The sequence below is a fragment of the Streptomyces sp. NPDC005574 genome (assembly GCF_040605435.1).
Lineage (GTDB): Bacteria > Actinomycetota > Actinomycetes > Streptomycetales > Streptomycetaceae > Streptomyces.
On record NZ_JBEXCW010000058.1, the window covers coordinates 34,294 to 52,730 of the forward strand.

Genomic DNA, 18,437 nt, shown 5'->3' on the forward strand with positions numbered 1-18,437 from the left:
CCATCCGCAGTGCCGGCCGCGCACACAGTGCTCCGCCGAGGTCTGGGTGTGCAGCACCTTGGTTGGTGAAGCGCTCGGCGCCGAGCCGGCCGGCGCCGGAGACGTGTGGCGACAGCGCCGGACCAGGGTTACCGGCCCGTTTCCTGCACCGCCGGGGATGCGGGGTGCCAGCCCAGCTCGGGGGCGACCAGGTGCCGGACGTCGTGCAGGATCTGCTCGTACTCCTCCCGGTGGAACTCGTACGGCAGCTCCAGGCGCAGCTCCGACACCTGCGCGAGGACGGGATCGGCCGCCGGCTGCTCCAGGATCTGCTCCGCGGTGCCGATCACGTCAGGCGCGAACAGGAACTGTTTCCCGCCCGACGCTGCCAGAGTCCGCGGCTTCAGGGTGCGCTCGTGCCGACTGGCCGCGTAGTCCCGGTAGCGGGCCCGGGTGGCCGCGTCGGCGCTGTCGAACGGCACGACCACCCGCCCGAGCGCCACCCGCGCCGCCGGCCGGGCGTCGCCCAGGCCGCGCCGGTACTCGGAGAGCAGGTTCAACTGGGCGGTGGTGAAGTCGTCGGTGTCCTCGCCGGAGACGATGTTGCCGGACAGCAGGTTGAGACCGTTCTCGGCGGCCCAGCGGACCGAGCGCGGGCTCCCTCGGCCGTACCAGATCCGCTCCACCAGACCGGGGTTGTGCGGCCGTAGCCGCGGCCGCTGGATATTGCCGTCGACGCTCGCCGACGCCCTGCCGCAGACACTGCAGCTGACCGGTGCGGCCCTGCTGCTCGCGGTGGTCCTCGGCGGCGGTCTGGCGGTGCTGGCGACCTACACCACACAGCGCTGGCTGCGGCAGACACTGCTATCGCTGCCGCCGCTGGGGGTGTCCGTCCCGACGTTCTGGGTGGGACTGCTGCTCGTCGAGACGTTCTCCTTCCGGCTGCGCTGGTTCCCCGCGTTCGGAAACGACGGGCTGAAAGGGTCACATCACGCCGGGCTGGTTCACGCTGGACAAGGACATCACGGTGGGCGAGGACGGCACGCTGACCGTCGCGCCGGGTTCGGCCGAGGCTCTGGCTCAGGTCACGGACCAGTTCTCGGCCGCGCTGGGCGGCCGTACGGCGCTCCTTGCGGCTACTGGGTGAGCGCCGCGCACGTCATCGCGGATGACACCGGGCCCCAGGTTCGCCCGTGAGGCCGCCTGCGACGCCGAGCCACCACCCGAGGCGCCTTCGCCGACTTCGTCCTCCCACAACCGCGCAGCCGCGGTAGGTTCCCGGCCCCGTCCACCGTCGCCACGCCCAGCGAGCGCCTACACGGGCCGTCCGGCGGCTCTCGGGGCCGGGCCGACCACCCGGCCGCCCACCACCGCGAACTCGCCATCCGGCGGCGTGAATCACCCTGAGCGCTGTAGTATCCCTAGTTTTCCTATCGAATTACTAGGGAATTGTTGACGGTGGGCGCAGAGGAGAGTGAGGATGACTAGGCCGACGCGTCACCGCGCACCGTTCCACGCCCACACCGCCTCGCCGGGCACCGCGTCGTCCTCGGCCCCCTGAAGGAAGACGCCATGCCCACAGCAGTGAGCCGTAGAGACAGCCGCAGTCGCATGAAGCGGGTGCGGATATGACGGTGACGGCGGATGAGGCGACCGATGCGGGAGCCGGGCAGGTCGACTGGCTGCACATAGCCCGTGAAACGGCGGACGACCTGGCCACGGACGCGGCAGAGCGCGAACAGGCAGGCAAAGCACCGCGCGAGGAGGTCGCACGGCTGCGCGAGTCGGGGCTGCTGACCTTGCTGGCACCGGCCGAGCAGGGGGGAGGCGGAGCGGACTGGCGCACGGCCTACGCGGTCGTTCGTACCGTCGCCGCGGCCGACGGGGCCATCGGCCAACTGCTGGGCCACCACTACTTCCTGTCCTTCAGCGCCCGCTTCTTCGCCGGCCCCGCGCGTGCCGCCCGCATCGAGCGGGCTTCGACAGCGGGGCAGTGGTGCTGGGGAGGCGGAATCGCCTCGCACGAACCACCCCTCGTCCTGACCCCCACGGCGAGCGGATATCTGCTGAACGGCCACCAGGTGTATGCCACCGGGGTCGGGACCGCCGACCGGCTGGTGGTCCGAGCCGACGAGAACGGCACCGGTGAGCCGCTGGCCGTCCTCGTCGACCCCACCCACCCGGGTGTCGTGAGCGGCGGCAGCGGGGACACCTTCGGCCAGCGGCTGGCAGCGGGTGGCGCCGTGGAGTTCGACTCCGTACCGGTCGCGGCGGACGACGTGTTCGGCTCCCTCTCGCCGGACGAGGGCGTCCTGTCACCCTTCTCCTCCCTGGCCGCGCCGACCGCGCGTCTGGTCTCCGTGCAGTTCTGTCTTGGCGTGGCCGAGGGCCTGCTGGCCGAGGTTCGCGAGTACGGAAGAGGCATGAGGTCCCCCTGGCAGCCGTTGTCGCCTCAGCCCTGGCCGGACAGCCCGCCGCAAGATCCGCACGCGCTGACCGCGTACGGCGAGCTCACCGTCGTCGCACGTGCCGCGTCCGCCGTCGCCGAGCAGGCGGTGGACGCCCTGTTGCGCGGCCTCGTACGGGGCGAGGATCTCGACGACGAGGAGTGCGCGGAGATCGCCGTCCTCGCGAGCGTGGCCGAGTCTGTCGCCTCCCGGGCCGCGCACGAGATCACCACCCGCGCCCTGGATGTCATCGGCGCCGACGCCGCGTCCGCCAGGCACGGCTTCGACCGCTTCTGGCGCAACGCCCGGACGCACACCCTGCGTGAGCCCGTCGCTCACAGGCTGCGCGAGGTCGGAGACTACTTCCTCAACGGCGCACATCCGCCGTTCACCCTCCCTGCCTGACGGCGCAGCCGGTGACAGGTGGACACGGCTGTGATGGATAATCGGGGCATGCGGATCTCGGCGCGGGCGGACTATGCGGTGCGGGCGGCACTGGAGCTTGCCGCGGCAGGCGACGAGGCCTCGCTCAAGGCCGAGGCGATCGCCGCGGCGCAGGGCATCCCGCACAAATTCCTGGAGGGCATCCTCGGCGATCTGCGCCGGGGCGGTCTCGTGGTCAGCCAGCGGGGCGGCAAGGGTGGCTACCGGCTCGCCCGCCCGGCGGACTCCATCGCCATCGCGGACGTGATCCGCGTGGCGGACGGTCCCCTGGTCTCGGTGCGGGGAGTGCGCCCACCCGAGCTCTCCTACTGCGGTCCCGCGGAATCGCTCCTGCCGCTGTGGGTCGCCGTTCGCGCCAACGTCCGTAAGGTCCTCGGCGAGGTCACCCTGGCCCACGTGGCCGCGGCCAAGCTGCCCGACGAGGTCCTGAGCCTCGCGGAGGACCCCGAGGCCTGGACGAATCCCTGACCGGACGTCCGGTGAACGAGCGGATCTCCGAGACGGGCAAGCTCACCGCTGGTCGGTTTCGTGGGCCCGGACTCGCCGGCGTCGTTCTTGGCGTCCCGGACATCGGTACCGTGATCGGTGCGGAGTTCCCCGCCGCCGTCGGCGGCAGCCCGGACGATGTGGACTCCCCGGACGCGCCGGCCGCCCTCGTTCCCTCGCACCACGCGACTTGGGCAACCTCCACCGGCCGACCAGTCACCACTACAGCCTCCGGCGGATCCACTACGGGACGCCTTCTCAGCGCACGGCAGGTCGTCGTCACAGCGCCCGCGCCGCATAGGCCCTGACGTCCGCGTCCGAGTCCGTCGTCGCGGTGGTCAGGGCGACTCGGGCGTCCTCGACGGCACGATGCCGGGTGAGGGCCAGTACGGCCGCCTTGCGGACGTCGGCGTTCAGGTCGGTGAGGGCCTTGGCGAGGGCCGGCACGGCCAGGTCGGAGTCCGCGACGGACAGAGCGGTGGCGGCGCCCGCCCGTACCTGCCAGGCCAGGTCGGACAGGGCTGTCTCGGCGCGTGCGGTCAGGGCCGGAGGGCAGCCCGTCGTACCGAGAGCCTCGTAGGCGGCCCCGCGCACCAGGGCGTCGGGGTCATCGACGAGCGCGGCGAGGGCCGGGCCGGCCATGGCCGAGCCTGGGCTCAAGGTGGCCAGGGCCTTGATGATCGTGACACGGACCTCGCGGGACGGATCGACGGCCGCGCGGGCCACCTCCGCGGCGGCGTCGACCGACACGAGGGCGCGCACGGCCGCGATGCGTACGGCGATGTCGGAGTCCGACAGGGAGCGCGCGAACAACTCGGTGTCACCGAGCCGCAGGGCACGCAGCACGTCCAGCGCGGCGGCACGGACGGCGGGGTCGGCCTCGGACAGGGCGGCGGCGAGGCCGTCGCGCAGGGCCGGTTCCGGCGAAAGCGTCTCGACCAGTTCGCGCAGTGAGGCGGATGCGGCAGCACGGACGCCGGCGTCGGGGTCGGTGAGCGCCGCGGCCAGTGCAGGGCCGGTACCCGGCGGCACACTCTCTGTCAGGACCGTGACGGCCGTCCGGCGCACGCCGGGCTCGGGGTCCGTCAAGTAGGCGGCGAGCATGGAGAGATCAGGCTCGTCCTCTGCGAGAGAGAGGAGTTCGAGCAGGCGAGGTGTGGCCGGCACGTCCGCGTCGGCGCGGGGGTGGGCGGCTGTGTCGGCCACGGTCAACTTCTCTCGCAACGCCACCGGCGACGCTTCCCGGGTCCCTGCTGTCGCCACCTGTTCCGGGTGAACCTCGCCGAGGTGCCGGGAGAGGCCGCCGACTGGGGTGAAGCCGTCAACCGGAACCAGGTAGGGAGCCACGGGACGAGCCGTGAACTCCATCGCACCAGAAGTGGACTTGTGCAGGTCGAGGTGGTGGAACCAGGACGCGTCGTCGCGACGCGGGTGGTCGATGCGGTCGTGATAGAGGCCCCAGCGCGACTCGGTGCGGGCCAGCGATGCGCGTGCGGCCATCTCCGCGCAGTCGCGGATGAAGGTGACCTCGGCGCAGCGCATGAGTTCGTGCGGTGTGCGGGCGCCCATCGCGGAGATCTCGGTTCGCATCCGCTCGAAGGCCTCCAAGGCGAGGGAGAGACGGGCGCCGGACTTCGGTGGGGCGACGTAGTCGTTCACGAAGCGGCGCAGCTTGTACTCGACCTGGGGCTGCGGCGGCCCGTCCGGGTTGCGCAGCGGGCGGTAGATCAGCTCGTGCGCCTCGCGCAGCTGCTCGGCGGGCAACTCCCCTTCGTACGGTACATGTTGGGCCGCGTCGGCTCCCGCCAGGTCCCCGAACACGAACGCGCCGATCATGTAGTTGTGCGGCACGCAGGCCAGGTCTCCGGCGGCGTAGAGCCGCGGCACGGTCGTACGGGCGTGGTCGTCCACCCGTACCCCCGAGGCCGAATGACCGCCGCACAGGCCGATCTCGGAGATGTGCATCTCGACGTCGTGGGTGCGGTAGTCGTGGCCCCGGCCGGAATGGAAGGTGCCCCGGGTCGGACGCTCGGTCGAGTGAAGGATCGACTTCAACGCGGAGAGCGACTCCTCGGGGAGGTGGCTGAGCTTCAGGTACACCGGCCCCCGGTCGCTCGCCACCTCCGCCGCGAACTCGGCCATCATCTGGCCCGACCAGTAGTCGGAGTCGACGAAGCGTTCGCCGTGCCGGTTGACCTGGTAGCCGCCGAAAGGGTTGGCGACGTAGGCGCAGGCGGGGCCGTTGTAGTCCTTGATCAGCGGGTTGATCTGGAAGCACTCGATGCCGGTGAGCCGGGCGCCCGCGTGGTAGGCCATCGCGTAGCCGTCGCCCGCGTTGGTCGGGTTCTCGTAGGTGCCGTACAGGTAACCGGAGGCAGGCAGACCGAGGCGGCCGCAGGCGCCGGTCGCCAGGATCACGGCGCCCGCGCGGACGGTGACGAAGGCGCCCGTGCGGGTGTGAAAGCCCACCGCTCCGACAGCCCGCCCGTCAGCCGTGAGCACCCGCACCGGCATCACCCGGTTCTCGATGCGGATCCGCTCCCGCATCTCGCGCCGCCGCAGCTGCCGGTACAGGACCTTCTTGACGTCCTTGCCCTCGGGCATCGGCAGCACGTAGGAGCCGGAGCGGTGGACCTGGCGGACCGCGTAGTCGCCGTGCTCGTCCTTCTCGAACTTCACACCGTACGACTCCAGGCGCCGCACCATGGCGAAGCCGCGGGTGGCGGTCTGGCGGACCGTGGACTGGTCCACGATGCCGTCGTTGGCGCGGGTGATCTCGGCGACGTAGTCGTCGGGTTCGGCGCGGCCCGGGATGACCGCGTTGTTGACACCGTCCATACCCATGGCGAGCGCGCCGGAGTGGCGGACGTGGGCCTTCTCCAGCAGGAGCACGTTCGCGCCGTGCTCGGCGGCGGTCAGGGCGGCCATGGTGCCGGCGGTGCCGCCGCCGATGACGAGGACGTCGCAGCGGATCTCCTCGGCGTCGGCGAGGGTCGGGATCTGAAGGGGGGTCTCCATCGGGGTGCCTTTCAAGAACCGAGTGACGCGAGGACGTCGCGCCGCAGGGCGATACGCGCCGGATCGTCATGGGCGGCGCGGTCGCGCGGGCGGGGCACGTCTCGTACCGCGATCAGGCGGCCGGAGCCGAGCAGGGCCACCCGGTCGCCGAGGAACAGGGCCTCGTCCACGTCGTGGGTGATGAAGACGACGGTCGCGCCCGTTCCGTGCAGAACCTCCACCAGCAGGTCCTGCATGCCGGCCCGGGTCTGGGCGTCGAGGGCGCCGAAGGGTTCGTCCATCAGGACGGCGTGCGGACGCGCTGCCAGGGCGCGGGCCAACTGGGCGCGCTGACGTTGCCCGCCGGACACTCGGTGCGGCAACTGCCGTGCCTGTTCGGCGATTCCGACCCGGGCCAGCCACGCTGCCGCCTGAGTGCGGCGTTCCGCGCGTGACAATCCGCTGATGGCCAGCGGAAGTTCCACGTTGGCGCGCAGGGTGCGCCAGGGGAGGAGGGCGTCCTCCTGGAAGATCAGGGCGCGTTCGGCCGTGGGGCCGGCCAGGGGATGCCCGTCCTGGGTGATCCGTCCGGCTAGCGGGGGCAGCAGGCCCGCCAGGGTGCGCAGCAGGGTCGACTTGCCGCAGCCTGACGGGCCGACGACGGTGAGAATGCCACCCGGTGCGATGTCCAGGTCGACGCCATCCAGGACGGGGGCGCCGGGGCGGCCGAGCGTGGCGGCGTGGAGGGTGAGCCGGGTGCCGCGTACCGGGGACGGCGCGTTGTCCACCGTACGGCGGTCGGGCTTGGTGTCAGACGAGGTGCTCATCGCGTGCCTCCCCGGCGTCGGAGGGCTGGTCTGTACCCGCAGCGGTGAGGGCCGGCCGGGCGGGCGGGAGTGTGCGCGGTGCCGCCGGCCGGGCTCCGGGGACGTATGACGTACGCGGCAGCCACCGGGTCAGGCGTCGGCCCAGGAGTTCCACCGCGGTGGAGGTGAGCCAGCCGAGGACACCGATGGTGACCATGCCGACGAAGACGCCCGGGTAGTTGACGATCGTGTAGTCCTGCCAGGTGCGGTAGCCGACGCCGTACTGGCCGGAGATCATCTCGGCGGAGATGACGCAGATCCACGAGACGCCGATGCCGACCGACAGGCCGCCGAAGATGCCGGGCAGGGCGCCCGGCAGGACGACCGAGCCGAGGATCCGCCACCGGCCGCCGCCCATCGTGAGCACCGCCTCCTCCCACACGGGGGTCAGCGCGCGCACCGCGTGCCGGGTGGAGACCAGGACCGGGAAGAAGGCGGCGGTGAAGGTGATGAAGACGATGCCCTGTTCGTTGGAGGGGAAGAGGAGGATCGCGACGGGGACCAGGGCGATCGCCGGGATCGGGCGGGCCACTTCCAGCAGCGGGCCCAGCAGGTCCTGGGCGAGACGGGAGCGGGCCACGAGCACGCCCACCGCCACGCCCAGCACCGCGGCCAGCAGGAAGCCGGAGAGGATGCGGGTCAGACTGTCGGTGAGGTCCGTCCAGTAGTCCGCCCCGGCCAGGCGGTCGGCGAAGGCGTGGGTGACATCGGTGACCGTGGGGAACTGCGAGAAGCGCAGCCACAGGTCGACGTCCAGGGCGGTCAGGAGCTGCCAGAGGCCGAGGGCGGCCGCGAGGGCGGCCACCCGCAGCGCATACCGGCTGATCGGCGGGAGCGGCCGCCGGTGGCCGGCCGCTCGCGGCGCGGGTCGGCTCATGCGGCACGCTCCAGGGCGTCGGCGTATGTGATGACGCGGGCGCCGCCATGCGCGGAGGTGTACGCCTGTGCGGTCGCCGGGGCGACGAACGGCAGGAGCTGATCTCCGTCGGCCACCCAGACCGCCTTGTCGGCGAACCAGAGGGTGCCGGTGGTGGCGTCGGGGACGTAGGCGGCGCGGATGCCGTCGCGGTGGGCGGCCACGTACCTCAGCAGCCCCGCCGGCGACTTGAAGGCCCTGGTCTCCTCCGCGCCCTTCGGCCACGCCTCGCTCGCGGCCGCCGGGGGAGCGGCGGCGAGCTGCTCCGCGTACGACGCCCCGAGGGCCTTCTTCACGTACTGGTCGTCGACGAAGGAGTCCACGTCCACATCGCCGGTCAGCTTCGCCGCCTTCAGGACCGACACGTCCTGCTTGAGCGCGGAGACGAGCTGTGGCTTGACGGCCGGGGCGAAGGTGGAGATGCCGTGGGCGCCGTTGTAGAGGTAGACGACCTCGGCGGGCAGGCCCGTGGCGTTCGCGACCTTCTCGGCGGCGGCCACGGGGTGGGTGTTGAGATATCCGGTGGCCTGAGCCTGGGCCTTCAGGAAGGCCTCCAGCACGGCCGGGCTCCTCTTCGCGAAGTCTTCGCGGGCGGTGACACCGTGGAAGGTGGGCAGGTTCAGCTGGGCGCCGTCGTAGAGGGCCTTCGCCCTGCCCTGATAGGTGAGCAGACCGGGCCAGGCGACGAACTGCGACAGTGCGTCAGCGCTGCCGGCGGTCAGGGCCGACGCGCCCACGGCGGGCTGTTGGTTGAGCTTCTCGATGCCCTGGTTCGGGTCGATTCCGGCGCGCTGCAGGGCCCGTACGAGTGTGCCGTCGGCGGCGGAGCCGATGCTCGTGGAAACCTTCTTGCCCTTCAGGTCCGTCAGGGAGGCCAGCTTGGAGCTCGGTGCGGTGACGATGGTGTTGAGGCCGCCGCGGAGGTTGTAGCCGGTGACGGAGACCAGATGGGTGGGGCGGCCGAGCTGCTTTCCGCGGGCGGCGTTGATGAGGAGCGGGAAGTCCCCCATCGAGCCGATGTCGATCTTTCCGGCGGTCATCTGCGCGGTGATGGGGGCACCGGTGGCGTAGTCCTGCCAGACGACCTTGTAGGTGTGTCCGTCGTGGAGGGCGTCGAGGTCCTTCTCGAAGTAACCGAGGGAGCGCAGCAGGGTGCCCGCGGTGACCGTGTTGATCGTCTTGGACTGGTAGCCGACGGTGACGGTGACCGTGGAGCCGTCACCCGCCACGGCGCTGCCGCCACAGGCGGTCAGGGGAAGGAGGAGCAGGGCAGCGGAAGCGGCAAGCCCGATGCGTTTCATGGGAGATCGGCCTTTCACCGGAGCAGGTAGGGCATGTTGACCGTGACGGCTCCGGTGGGGCAGCGGGCCGCGCACGGGCCGCAGTACCAGCACTCGTCGACGTGCATGTAGGCCTTGCCGCTGCTCTCGTCGATGGCGAGGGAGTCCAGCGGGCACATGTCCACGCAGAGCGTGCAGCCGTCGATGCACTTCGACTGGTCGATGGTCACGGGCACGTCGGCCCGCTGGGGCACCAAGGGCATGGCTGTCTCCAGAAATGTGCGCGAGCGGGGTGTTTACAGGGACCGGCGCAGCAGACCGCTCATCGAGATGCGGTCGCCGCGGAAGCGGATGAACTCCAGGTCGACGGGTCGGCCGTCGGCCAGGTATGTGAGGCGTTCCAGCATCAGGACGGCCGCACCACGCGGTGCCTGCAGCACGGCGGCGGAGTGAGTGTCCGCGTTCACCGCCTCCAGACTGATCTCGGCGTGGCCGAGACGCTGGCCTGTGAGGGATTCCAGGAGCCGGAAGATGTCGGTGTTCTCCAGGTCCTCGCCGAGCAGGGCGGTGCCGATGTCGAGGGGAATGTAGGTGAGGTCGAGGGACAGGGGCAGACCGTTCAGCCGGCGCAGACGCTCGACGTAGAGGACGTCGGTACCGGGTGGGAGGTACAGGCGGTCGGCCACCGGGGACGGGGCGGGGACGGGGCCCATGGTGCGGATCTCGTTGGTGACGTGGCCGTGTTCGCGCAGCGTTTCCGCGAGGCCCAACAGCCGGTCGAGTCCGTGGGGGTACTTCTGGGCCACGACGACCGTGCCGACGCCGGGGAGGCGTTCGACCAGGCCCTCGGCGCGAAGAAGGTCGAGGGCCTCGCGCACGGTGTTGCGGGAGGCGCTGTAGTCCGTGGCGAGGGTCGTCTCGTGAGGAAGCGCGCCGTCCGGGAACTGCCCGGCCAGGAGTTGGTGGCGGAGCAGGTCGGCGAGCTGGCGTGCCCGGTCCGCACGCAGCCGACGCCGCGCACGGTGGGCGGCGACGGTGGTCGCGCCCTGGCCGGCGTGGTCTCGGATGCGGTCGGTGGAAGACATGTTGCGGACCATACCCATCCGGTAGGGAAAGCGGTGTTGCCGGAGTGTTGCGCCACCTGGCACATCACCAGATGTCCCGCTGACCTGGTGTTGTGTCGGGCTGACGGGAAGATCTGCCAGCTGCGGGTCTACGGTCCACGCGAACCGGCGACGCGCTCAGCGCGAGAGTTGCCGAAGCTGACTCTCCGCACGCGCCCCAGGTGGTCGGGGCCCACCTGCTCACCATCAGGCTCCGCTGTGAGGCGATGATGCCTGCGCGGGCCGGTGCCGGGGGTGGTGCCTCGATGGCTGACGGGATCGGGCGCGCGCCCCTTCTCGATCGGCTTCGTTCGCCCAGAGGGTGGCCGGCAGAGCGCGGCTGCGCAGCACCCACCGCTCCAGCGGGCTGAAGATCAGCAGGTCGATGGCAGTACCGACGAGCAGGATCAGGAAGAGGGCCAGGAACACCCGCGGCATGCTGGAGTGGTGTCGCCCGTTCTCCGGCAACTGGCCCAGACCGACGCCCAGGGCGGGCGAGGAGGCGATGATCTCGGCGGCCGTCCGGGACCACCAGGAGAACGCCCAGCCCTGCCCGAGTCCCGCCGGACAGCCGGGCAGCGCCCGGGCATCACGATGTGCCAGGCCCCGCGCAGGCCGGTCGCGCCCATCGTCCGGCCGGCCCGCAGGAACAGCGGCGGGATCTGAGTCCATGTCCGCGACGGCCGTTGGCGATGGACGGGACCGCGCCGAACAGGGTCACGACGTACGTCATCGAGTCGCTCAGGCCCAACCAGACCACCGCAGGCGGCACTCAGGCCACGGACGGCAGCGACTGCAGGCCGGACAGGACGGGGCCGATGGCCGCCCGGACGAACGCCACCCGGGCGACCAGCAGACCGAGCGGCGTGCCGATGGCGAGCGCCAGCACGAAGCCGAGCAGACCACACGAGACGCTGGTCCGGATGTAGTCGAGCAGAGTGCCCTGAACCCAGGCATCGCGCGCCTCGCCCCAGACGTCGGAGAGGGCGGACCGCTCGTAGTCGGGGGCGAGTTCGCTCACATCAGCAGGTGCCAGACGACCGGCACCATTGCCAGGGCGGTGACGGGGGGCAGGACCTTGCGTATCGGAGTCTCGCGCAGCGGCGTACGGCCGGCCTGCACCGTATCCAGGGCGTCGAGGTCTGCCGTTGCGCTCGTCGAAGCGCGCGGCCAGCTCGAGCGCCTCCCCGCGCGCGTGCTTCCAGCCCCGCCTGACTGTGAGCGTCCTGTGTCTGCCGCTGCCGGGAGGCGTCCTTCTCGGTGTCGGCGCCAGCGTCAGTGCTGGCCCTGGCGTCGGATCTCGCCACGCAGTTCCTCGGTGATCTCGACGGACAGTTCGGCGACCGCATTCCTCCACCGCCCAGCGGCTGCCGGCGATGCGGTTGGCTGCGACGGCACAACATCGGCCACACCATCCCCGAGCGGGCCGACCAGGTCCGTAACCGGCTCGGACGCGGCAGCCGAGGAGGACGCCCGCCGACCTTCGACAGGCAGCTCTACAAAGGTCGCCACGTAGTGGAACGGTGCTTTACCGCCGGAAGCAGTGACGCGGTATCGCGTCCTTCCAGGCAGCCCTCACCGTCGCATCGCTCCTGATCTGGGCGTGACATTTGAAAAGGACTCCGAGACGGGGACCAAGCGGTACCGCACTGGCTGCAGTGGGCCATGGCCGACTGGCGGCGCGGCGGGAGCACTGGACGCCACGTGCCGACCCGCGAAGCCGCTTCTTCCCACCGCCCGGACTGCGGAGCGCGGAGTAGGTGTCCGTGTGATCTCGCGTGACGAACGCCGTCCCGGCCGCTGTCCGGCTGCTCAGCCGCAGCTGAGCAGTCCGGCGCCGGCCTTCGCCATGAGGATCCGGTGCACGCTGTCGGCGACGTCGGCGCGGAATGCGGAGTCCCTCTGCATCCGGGCGCTGACGGCGTGCGCCATAGCGGGCACGGTGGACGGCTTCACAGTGAGGATCAGATTGCCGCCCGCGGCGAGGAAGTCGACCGCTCGCTGGGCCGGCGTAAAGGACCGTAGAGCGACGGCCTGTCCGAGGTCGTCGGAGATGACCACGCCCTTGAAGCCGAGCTGGGTGCGCAGCAGCTTGCGGATGACCGTGGGTGAGAACGCCGCGATGTGGTGTGCGTCGATCTTGGTGTAGGTGGCCGAGGAGACCATCACGAACGGCGAACCGGCCTTGATGCCGGACCGGAAGGGCGTGAGGTAGGTGCTGGTGGCGGACGTCACCGAGTCCACGACGTTCGCGGTGGTGTCGGTGTTGCCGATCACCCGGCCCAGTCCGGGGAAATGCTTGAGCGTGGTCATCACACGTGCCTGCTTGAACCCGGAGGCGAACGCTCCGCTGTGCGAGGCGACGGTGTCGGGCGTGTGGCCGTATTCGCGGTAGTAGCGCCCGATGGGCGCGTTGCGTGTGCCGAGGCTCGCCGGCACCACGTCCGCGACGGGGGCCAGGTCGAGGTCGACCCCGGCGGACTTCAACTGGCCCGCCCAGCCCGCGGCCCGGCTGCGCAGCGTCGACGTCGACCAGCTGCCCTGCGTCAGGGCGTTCGGTATGACCGAGAAGCCGGGGCCGCTCAGCACCTGCACCTGGCCGCCCTCCTGGTCCGTCGCGACCAGGAGACCCACCCGTCGGCCGGAGACGGTGTCCGCCTGGCCGCGGAAGCCGTCCACCAGCTTGCGCGTCGCCCTGGTGCCGGCGCTGCTGCGCCCGGTCAGCATGACGGAGCCGACGTGGTGATCGCGGAGCGTGCGCAGGTCGACCGCGCTGGGACGGGCTGCGGACACCCCGCCCATGAAGAGCTGGCCTATGCGCTGCGCCTGGGTCATGCCGTCGTAGAACCGATTGGCGCAGGTGGTGGCCGAGGAGGCCGGGGCAGACGCCGCGATGGCGGGCGGCAGGTGTCCGGCCTGCGCCTGGGCGGCCGGTTCGGCGCAGGTGAGTGCGGCCAGCATCATGGTGACGAGCGGGACACCGGTACGCAGGGCCGCCGCACGGCCTCCTCCGAGCTGGCGAAGACGTGCTGTCATGGAGGGCGCTCCATCGTCGGGGAAGTGGACGGCTGCGCACGGGGCCGGCCGTTGTTCGACCCTCGCGGGGCGGGCCGGTCCGCTGCGCCCCATACGCTACGCCGCGCCGTCTGAATGTGCGCGTCTGTCCCAGCACGGCAGCACGGCAGCACGGCAGCACGGCAGCACGGCAGCACAGAGGCGCGGACCGTCGCTGAGGCGCTGGTAGCCGCTGTAACCGGAGAGCCGATACCGCCCGCGTTCAGGTACCACCTGTCGGCCGCCGCCGGGCGACAAGCGCGCATAAGCGCAGTGAGTCTCGCTGACGTCCAGGCCGGACCCTGTCGCAGGGTCTGGCCCCTGCCCTCACGAGCCCGACACACCGAGCCGAGGTCACGCTCCTGATATGTGCCCATCCGCTACGAAGACCGGCCCGGGTGGAGATAGGGAGCCCGGGTCGGCGGACGTGCTCACGCTGCGACTCCAGAGTCGCCGTGCCGACGGTGCTCGGCGACGACCGGTCGCTGTTTCACGACACGGTCGCCGCCGATACTGGTCTCCGGTCGCTCGGCGCCGATCCGGCGAAGAGCGACCGGAGGCTGGTAGGGCCCGTCACCGCTGCGTCGAGATCGGCGAGGGCCGCTCTCGACGTGAGAGTGCGCTCAGGCGGCGAAGGAGGCGAGCAGTTCCTTGTACTGCTTGGCGGCGATGGCCAGGTCCTCGTCGGACAGGCCGAAAGCAGTGCCGTACAGCTTGACCATCGGCTGGATGTCGAACTGGCAGAGCCGCAGCGTGGCGTGCCAGTTGCCGAGGAGCGTCTCGATGGTGGCCTGGACGGCGGTGGACGGCGAGCCGGGCTAGGACCGCGTCGCGGCGATCGCGTCGCGGACCACATCTTGCAGCGTCACGCTGTCCAGCTCGTTTTCGACGGCGTGCGCCGTGCGGCGCTCGAGGTCGGCGAGCGAGGACTGCACCGACCGGCCGACGCGGCAGTCGGGGGCCGGGGTGTGCAGGGCGAGCACCGGATCGTTTCCCTGGATCGCCCGCCAGACGTCGCCGAGCGTGATGTCGGCGGCGGCGCGGGCGAGTGTCCAGCCGCCGTGCGGCCCGGAGCGGGACATGACGATCCCGGCCTCGCGCAGCTGGCCGAGTACCCGGCGGACGTACACGGGGCTGGCGTTGACGCTGTCGGTCGTGGCGTCCGAGCTCATCGGCTGGTCGGGCCGGCCCGCGAGGAGCGTGAGGACGTGCACGCCGACGGCGAACTGGGTGTTGGTGGGGCGGCTCATCCAGCCATTCTCTCAGATTCGCATCCGCACCTGCTACAGTTCTATTCGTAGTCAAGGCGGCTACAAATATTCGCACTCATGTTGGCTACAAATAGGAGCACCCAGTGAAGCTCGCTGTCTCCGGCGCCTCGGGCCACCTCGGCCGTCAGGTCACCGCCCTTCTGTTCGACCAGGTCTCGCCCGCCGACGTCGTCCTGCTCACGCGCAGCCCGGACGGGCTGGCCGACGCCGCTGCCCGCGGTGCCGACGTCCGGCCGGCCGATTTCAACGATCCGGCCGGGCTGGCCGTGGCGCTCGCCGGCGTCGAGCGCCTGCTGCTCATCAGCACCGACGCGGTCGGCCAGAGCGTGGCGCAGCACCGGTCGGCCATCGACGCCGCGGTCGCCGCCGGCGTCAAACACGTGATCTACACGTCGCTGTACCGCCCTGAGAAGGGCAACCCGGCCGCCGCCGCCGACGCGCACCGGGAGACCGAAGAGGCACTGCGTGCGAGCCCGCTCGCGTGGACGTTCCTGCGCAACAACCTCTACGCCGAGAACCAGATCCAGACCGTCGCCCAGGCCGTCGCCTCGGGCCGGCTCGTGACCAACGCGGGGGACGGCGCCATCGCCTACGTCGCCCGCGAGGACTGCGCCGCGGCGGCCGCCGCCGTACTGACGAGCGAGGGGCACGCCGGAGTGGCCTACGACATCACCGGGCCCGCCGCGGTCTCCGCCGCCGACCTCGCCGCACTCGGCACGACGCTCACCGGCGCACCGGTCGAGGTCGTCCAGGTCGACGACGACGCGCTGATCGCCGGGCTTGTCGCAGCCGGACTGCCCGAGCCGGTCGCCCCGTGGATCGCGTCCTTCGGGGTCGCCTCGCGCGAAGGCTGGCTCGACCAGCCGAGCACCGCGGTCCAGGACCTCACCGGCCGCGCGCCGGTCTCCCTCCGCGACGTGCTGGAGGCCCACCGGGCCGAGCTCTCGGCATAGACCCGGCCGCCTGCCGTCCAGGTCCTGGGGGCTGGAAGCTCCCGGGCCTGGAAAGAGCCGGCACGACCATGCTCAATCCGCCATGACCGACCGCACAAGCGTGCGCATGGCAGAAACAGACGGAGAAGGAGAAGGTCATGGCCTCACCGGTGAAGCTTGGAGGTCAAGAAAAGTCGAAAGGAAAAGGAGCAGCTCAAGGCGCGTAAAAACAACCCGTCACTCCAGGGCGCACCGGACCCTGGACAGCAGGGTGCGCAGAGCCCGAATACGGGCTATGGTGGCCCCACGTCGATTTACAACCTGGACCGCAAGGAGTCGGCGTGAGTGCAGGTCGCCCGCTCACAAAGGCAGAGCGGAAGGCGTTCAACCGTGCGGAACACGAGCGGAAAATCAAACAGGATTTGATTGCGCAGCACGGAAATGAACTCGGCACTTTCTATGCCTGGCTCCGGGTTGTGAATATCCGGGGCACGCAGGCTTACCGCGGCGGAGACACGGCGTACATCCGTGACGCCGTGCTCGCCCTGCAGAACGTCCACCGCCGTCACTCCGGCTAGCCACCTCGCGTCTCGTCACGAAGGGCCGTCTCCGATCCCGGGGACGGCCCTTCGGCGATCCCAACGCGTGCCGCGCGTGACGCGTGTCGCGCGTGGCGCGCACGCGCGTACGCGAGGCGCGTGCCGACTGTCAAGCCCAGGAGGAGGGAGTCGCGTGTCCGACGACACCGACAGCAACGTGATCAACCTCCCCACCAGGGGCAGTGATTCCGGCGGAATGCCGGATGCTCCCGACGGCGGGGATCTCTTCTATTCCGAACCACCCGACAGTGGTCCGGGCAGCGTCGTCCCACCGGAGTCCCCGGCGGAGACGACAATGGAACTCCCGGCTGTACGCGGGCCTATTTCTCCGGAAATGGCTTTGCGTGAAACGGGAATGCCTGACGTTCCGGACTCTGACGACGAAGAATATGAGGAAGGGGAATACGGGCAACCTCGGTCCCTCGCCGATCGCCTCGGTGACTGGCTGGAATACCGGCTCGAAGTGGCACGGGACCGGCACGCGGGGGAAGCCCCGTTCCGTGAGGCTGAAATAGCGCGCAAAGCCGCGCTTTTGGAGGCCCGTACCGCCCAGGAAACGGCAATGATGGAGCAGAACGCGAAGCTCCACACCGCGCAGATGAAAGCGAAAGCCGACAAGGCGACGGCGCGCGGCAAGGCCGACGCGGCGCGGTCCTCCAGTTCCGGTACAGGCGCCGACAAGGGCGGCCGCTCGAAGGCCGGCGGTGGGGGCGGTACGCGTGGGGGCGGCGGCAGCTCCGGCGGCTCAGGCCGCAACAACGGGTCCGGCAGTTCCGGGCGCGGCTCCGGGGGTGGCAACTCCCCCAAGGGCACCGGGAAGGGCTCTGATCGTTCCGCTGGCGGAGGCAGGGGCGGTCCGAAGGGCAATAAGCCATCTGGGGACTCCAAAGGCCGCCCAAACGGCTCTGGAGGCTCCGGGTCGGGCAAAGGGAAGGGGGACGGCGGCAAGTCGAAGGATTCGCCGGCCTCCAGCCGCCGGAAGGACTCTCCGGCTTCCAGCCCCCGGGCGGAGCGGTCCCGCGGCCGCCAGGAACGCGCCGCCTCCCGCCAGGCCGCCCGGCAGCAGCGGCGCGGCGCGAACCAGGCCGCCAACCTCGCCGATCGCAGCAAGGACCGCGACCAGGACCGCGCCGCCAACAAGGCGGCGCGTGAGGAACGCCGCAGGGTGAAAGCAGGGTCGCGGCTGGCCCGATCGCGCGGTGCCCGTACTTGCCGCGCACCCGGTCGACGACCGTCTCGACGCGTAGCCGGTTCTCCCGGGCCTGGTCCAGGCTGATCTGCTCGGTCACCTGCTCGCCGGCGACCAGGTGACCGCCGCGCAGCGTGATGGACACGAGCCGTGCCCGCTGGAGTCCTGCGGCGTCCATCGCCCGGTAGGCCACGGTGCGCAGGTCCTCGTCGTGCGCGGAGACCTCCGGCAGGCGCCGCGTCGTCTCCCACTTCGTGCCGCCCGCGAATCCCAGGGAGAGTGTCAGCTCTCCGGCCGCCTGGTCGCGGGAGCGCAGCAGGGCGCCGAGCTGCACGACCAGGTCCAGGAGCGTGGCCCGCACCGCGGGGCCGTCGAGTGCGTGCCGGCCGGTGAACCGCTGGCGGACGGTGACTGCGGGCGGGAGCTCGCGCGGGACGACCGGGCGGGGGTCACTGCCTCGCGCCCGCTCGGCCGCCTGGCGTCCCGCGCGGCCGCCGAGGAGGCGCTGCGCGGTGGCGGAGGGGATCGCGGCCAGCAGTCCCACGCAGTGCACGCCGTAGTCCCGGAGGATCTGGCCCTGGCGTGGGCCGATGCCGTGCAGGGCCTCCACCGGGAGCGGCCCGAGCCAGTCCGCGGTCTCGTGCGGGGTCACCAGCAGGACGCCACCGGGCTGGTCGATCTGTGCCGAGGCGGTGGCCGCGACCGTGATGCTCGGGCCTATCCCGATACGCAGGTCCACTCCCAGCAGGGCCACCGACCGCACCCGCACCCGCTCACCGAGGCGTCCGGGGCTGAGGCGGTGGTAGCGCAGCGCCCCCTTCAGCTCGACCAGAGCGGCCCCGGGCGGGACGGCCTGGACCACCGGGGAGACATC

The 18,437-nt window shown here is 71.1% G+C and carries 15 protein-coding genes and 3 pseudogenes; 7 read left to right on the plus strand and 11 right to left on the minus strand.

The genetic code is table 11. The annotated features are described in order from the left end of the window. Positions 1 to 128: 128 nt before the first annotated feature. A complete protein-coding gene (locus tag ABZT03_RS29270) occupies positions 129 to 665 on the minus strand; it encodes a hypothetical protein (RefSeq protein WP_356044725.1) in 537 nt (178 codons plus the stop codon). A 299-nt stretch (positions 666 to 964) separates the two neighbouring features. Here ABZT03_RS29270 and ABZT03_RS29275 point away from each other — a divergent pair. The 3 genes and pseudogenes from ABZT03_RS29275 to ABZT03_RS29285 all read left to right on the plus strand — a co-directional run. Further along, positions 965 to 1,126, plus strand: a pseudogene (locus ABZT03_RS29275) (FMN reductase (NADPH)); the annotation flags it as partial. A 487-nt stretch (positions 1,127 to 1,613) separates the two neighbouring features. Next, on the plus strand, positions 1,614 to 2,831 hold the full coding sequence (locus tag ABZT03_RS29280) for an acyl-CoA dehydrogenase family protein (protein ID WP_356044728.1): 1,218 nt from the start codon (positions 1,614 to 1,616) through the stop codon (positions 2,829 to 2,831). A 48-nt stretch (positions 2,832 to 2,879) separates the two neighbouring features. Next, positions 2,880 to 3,338 (plus strand): Rrf2 family transcriptional regulator, encoded by a 459-nt coding sequence (locus tag ABZT03_RS29285; protein WP_356044730.1) that lies wholly within the window; start codon positions 2,880 to 2,882, stop codon positions 3,336 to 3,338. 297 nt (positions 3,339 to 3,635) lie between these two features. Here ABZT03_RS29285 and ABZT03_RS29290 read toward each other — a convergent pair whose 3' ends face one another. The 7 genes and pseudogenes from ABZT03_RS29290 to ABZT03_RS29320 form a co-directional block, all read right to left on the minus strand. After that, entirely contained in the window at positions 3,636 to 6,374 is a 2,739-nt protein-coding gene (locus tag ABZT03_RS29290) for a fumarate reductase/succinate dehydrogenase flavoprotein subunit (RefSeq protein WP_356044733.1), read from the minus strand. 11 nt (positions 6,375 to 6,385) lie between these two features. Continuing rightward, a complete protein-coding gene (locus tag ABZT03_RS29295; protein WP_356044736.1) occupies positions 6,386 to 7,180 on the minus strand; it encodes an ATP-binding cassette domain-containing protein in 795 nt (264 codons plus the stop codon). Continuing rightward, positions 7,164 to 8,096, minus strand: coding sequence for an ABC transporter permease (locus ABZT03_RS29300; RefSeq protein ID WP_356044739.1), 933 nt, complete (start codon positions 8,094 to 8,096; stop codon positions 7,164 to 7,166). The genes ABZT03_RS29295 and ABZT03_RS29300 overlap by 17 nt, the downstream gene beginning before the upstream one ends. Then, complete coding sequence (locus ABZT03_RS29305; protein ID WP_356044742.1) at positions 8,093 to 9,436, minus strand: ABC transporter substrate-binding protein; 1,344 nt, start codon at positions 9,434 to 9,436, stop codon at positions 8,093 to 8,095. Before ABZT03_RS29305 ends, ABZT03_RS29300 begins: the two co-directional genes overlap by 4 nt. Positions 9,437 to 9,450: 14 nt before the next feature. Further along, complete coding sequence (locus ABZT03_RS29310; protein WP_356044744.1) at positions 9,451 to 9,678, minus strand: ferredoxin family protein; 228 nt, start codon at positions 9,676 to 9,678, stop codon at positions 9,451 to 9,453. A gap of 33 nt (positions 9,679 to 9,711) precedes the next feature. Then, a complete protein-coding gene (locus ABZT03_RS29315; RefSeq protein WP_356044746.1) occupies positions 9,712 to 10,500 on the minus strand; it encodes a GntR family transcriptional regulator in 789 nt (262 codons plus the stop codon). A gap of 348 nt (positions 10,501 to 10,848) precedes the next feature. Next, a pseudogene (locus ABZT03_RS29320) lies at positions 10,849 to 11,664 on the minus strand (ABC transporter permease subunit); the annotation flags it as partial. A gap of 255 nt (positions 11,665 to 11,919) precedes the next feature. Between ABZT03_RS29320 and ABZT03_RS29325 the strand changes: the two are divergent. Continuing rightward, positions 11,920 to 12,062: pseudogene (locus ABZT03_RS29325) on the plus strand (IS5/IS1182 family transposase); the annotation flags it as partial. 268 nt (positions 12,063 to 12,330) lie between these two features. On the opposite strand, the gene ABZT03_RS29330 reads toward ABZT03_RS29325, so the two are convergent. Together ABZT03_RS29330 and ABZT03_RS29335 are read right to left on the minus strand one after the other, a co-directional pair. After that, complete coding sequence (locus ABZT03_RS29330; RefSeq protein WP_356044749.1) at positions 12,331 to 13,554, minus strand: glycoside hydrolase family 3 N-terminal domain-containing protein; 1,224 nt, start codon at positions 13,552 to 13,554, stop codon at positions 12,331 to 12,333. 836 nt (positions 13,555 to 14,390) lie between these two features. After that, positions 14,391 to 14,822, minus strand: a complete 432-nt coding sequence (locus ABZT03_RS29335; RefSeq protein ID WP_356044751.1) for an Rrf2 family transcriptional regulator — start codon at positions 14,820 to 14,822, stop codon at positions 14,391 to 14,393. A gap of 104 nt (positions 14,823 to 14,926) precedes the next feature. Here ABZT03_RS29335 and ABZT03_RS29340 point away from each other — a divergent pair, with 104 nt between their 5' ends. Both ABZT03_RS29340 and ABZT03_RS29345 read left to right on the plus strand, forming a co-directional pair. After that, the gene (locus ABZT03_RS29340; RefSeq protein ID WP_356044754.1) at positions 14,927 to 15,796 is read left to right on the plus strand and encodes an SDR family oxidoreductase; all 870 of its coding nucleotides are present in this window, start codon (positions 14,927 to 14,929) and stop codon (positions 15,794 to 15,796) included. Positions 15,797 to 16,116: 320 nt separating this feature from the next. After that, positions 16,117 to 16,353 carry a hypothetical protein gene (locus tag ABZT03_RS29345; protein ID WP_356044757.1) on the plus strand — a complete coding sequence of 79 codons (237 nt, stop codon included), beginning with the start codon at positions 16,117 to 16,119 and terminating at the stop codon, positions 16,351 to 16,353. Between the two features lie 341 nt (positions 16,354 to 16,694). Here the strand turns inward: ABZT03_RS29345 and ABZT03_RS29350 are convergent, their stop codons facing one another. Further along, positions 16,695 to 17,882 (minus strand): hypothetical protein, encoded by a 1,188-nt coding sequence (locus ABZT03_RS29350; protein ID WP_356044763.1) that lies wholly within the window; start codon positions 17,880 to 17,882, stop codon positions 16,695 to 16,697. On the opposite strand from ABZT03_RS29350, the gene ABZT03_RS29355 reads away from it, so the two are divergent. Further along, the coding region (locus ABZT03_RS29355; RefSeq protein ID WP_356044765.1) for a hypothetical protein at positions 17,775 to 18,437 on the plus strand (663 nt) is incomplete at its 3' end. The two genes, ABZT03_RS29350 and ABZT03_RS29355, sit on opposite strands and share 108 nt — an antisense overlap.

Bases quoted from the DNA above. Each gene is read 5' to 3' on its own strand.
- ABZT03_RS29285 (WP_356044730.1), top strand. From the start codon at position 2,880: ATGCGGATCTCGGCGCGGGCGGACTATGCGGTGCGGGCGGCACTGGAG.
- ABZT03_RS29290 (WP_356044733.1), bottom strand. From the start codon at position 6,374: ATGGAGACCCCCCTTCAGATCCCGACCCTCGCCGACGCCGAGGAGATC.
- ABZT03_RS29295 (WP_356044736.1), bottom strand. From the start codon at position 7,180: ATGAGCACCTCGTCTGACACCAAGCCCGACCGCCGTACGGTGGACAAC.
- ABZT03_RS29300 (WP_356044739.1), bottom strand. From the start codon at position 8,096: ATGAGCCGACCCGCGCCGCGAGCGGCCGGCCACCGGCGGCCGCTCCCG.
- ABZT03_RS29305 (WP_356044742.1), bottom strand. From the start codon at position 9,436: ATGAAACGCATCGGGCTTGCCGCTTCCGCTGCCCTGCTCCTCCTTCCC.
- ABZT03_RS29310 (WP_356044744.1), bottom strand. From the start codon at position 9,678: ATGCCCTTGGTGCCCCAGCGGGCCGACGTGCCCGTGACCATCGACCAG.
- ABZT03_RS29315 (WP_356044746.1), bottom strand. From the start codon at position 10,500: ATGTCTTCCACCGACCGCATCCGAGACCACGCCGGCCAGGGCGCGACC.
- ABZT03_RS29330 (WP_356044749.1), bottom strand. From the start codon at position 13,554: ATGACAGCACGTCTTCGCCAGCTCGGAGGAGGCCGTGCGGCGGCCCTG.
- ABZT03_RS29335 (WP_356044751.1), bottom strand. From the start codon at position 14,822: ATGAGCCGCCCCACCAACACCCAGTTCGCCGTCGGCGTGCACGTCCTC.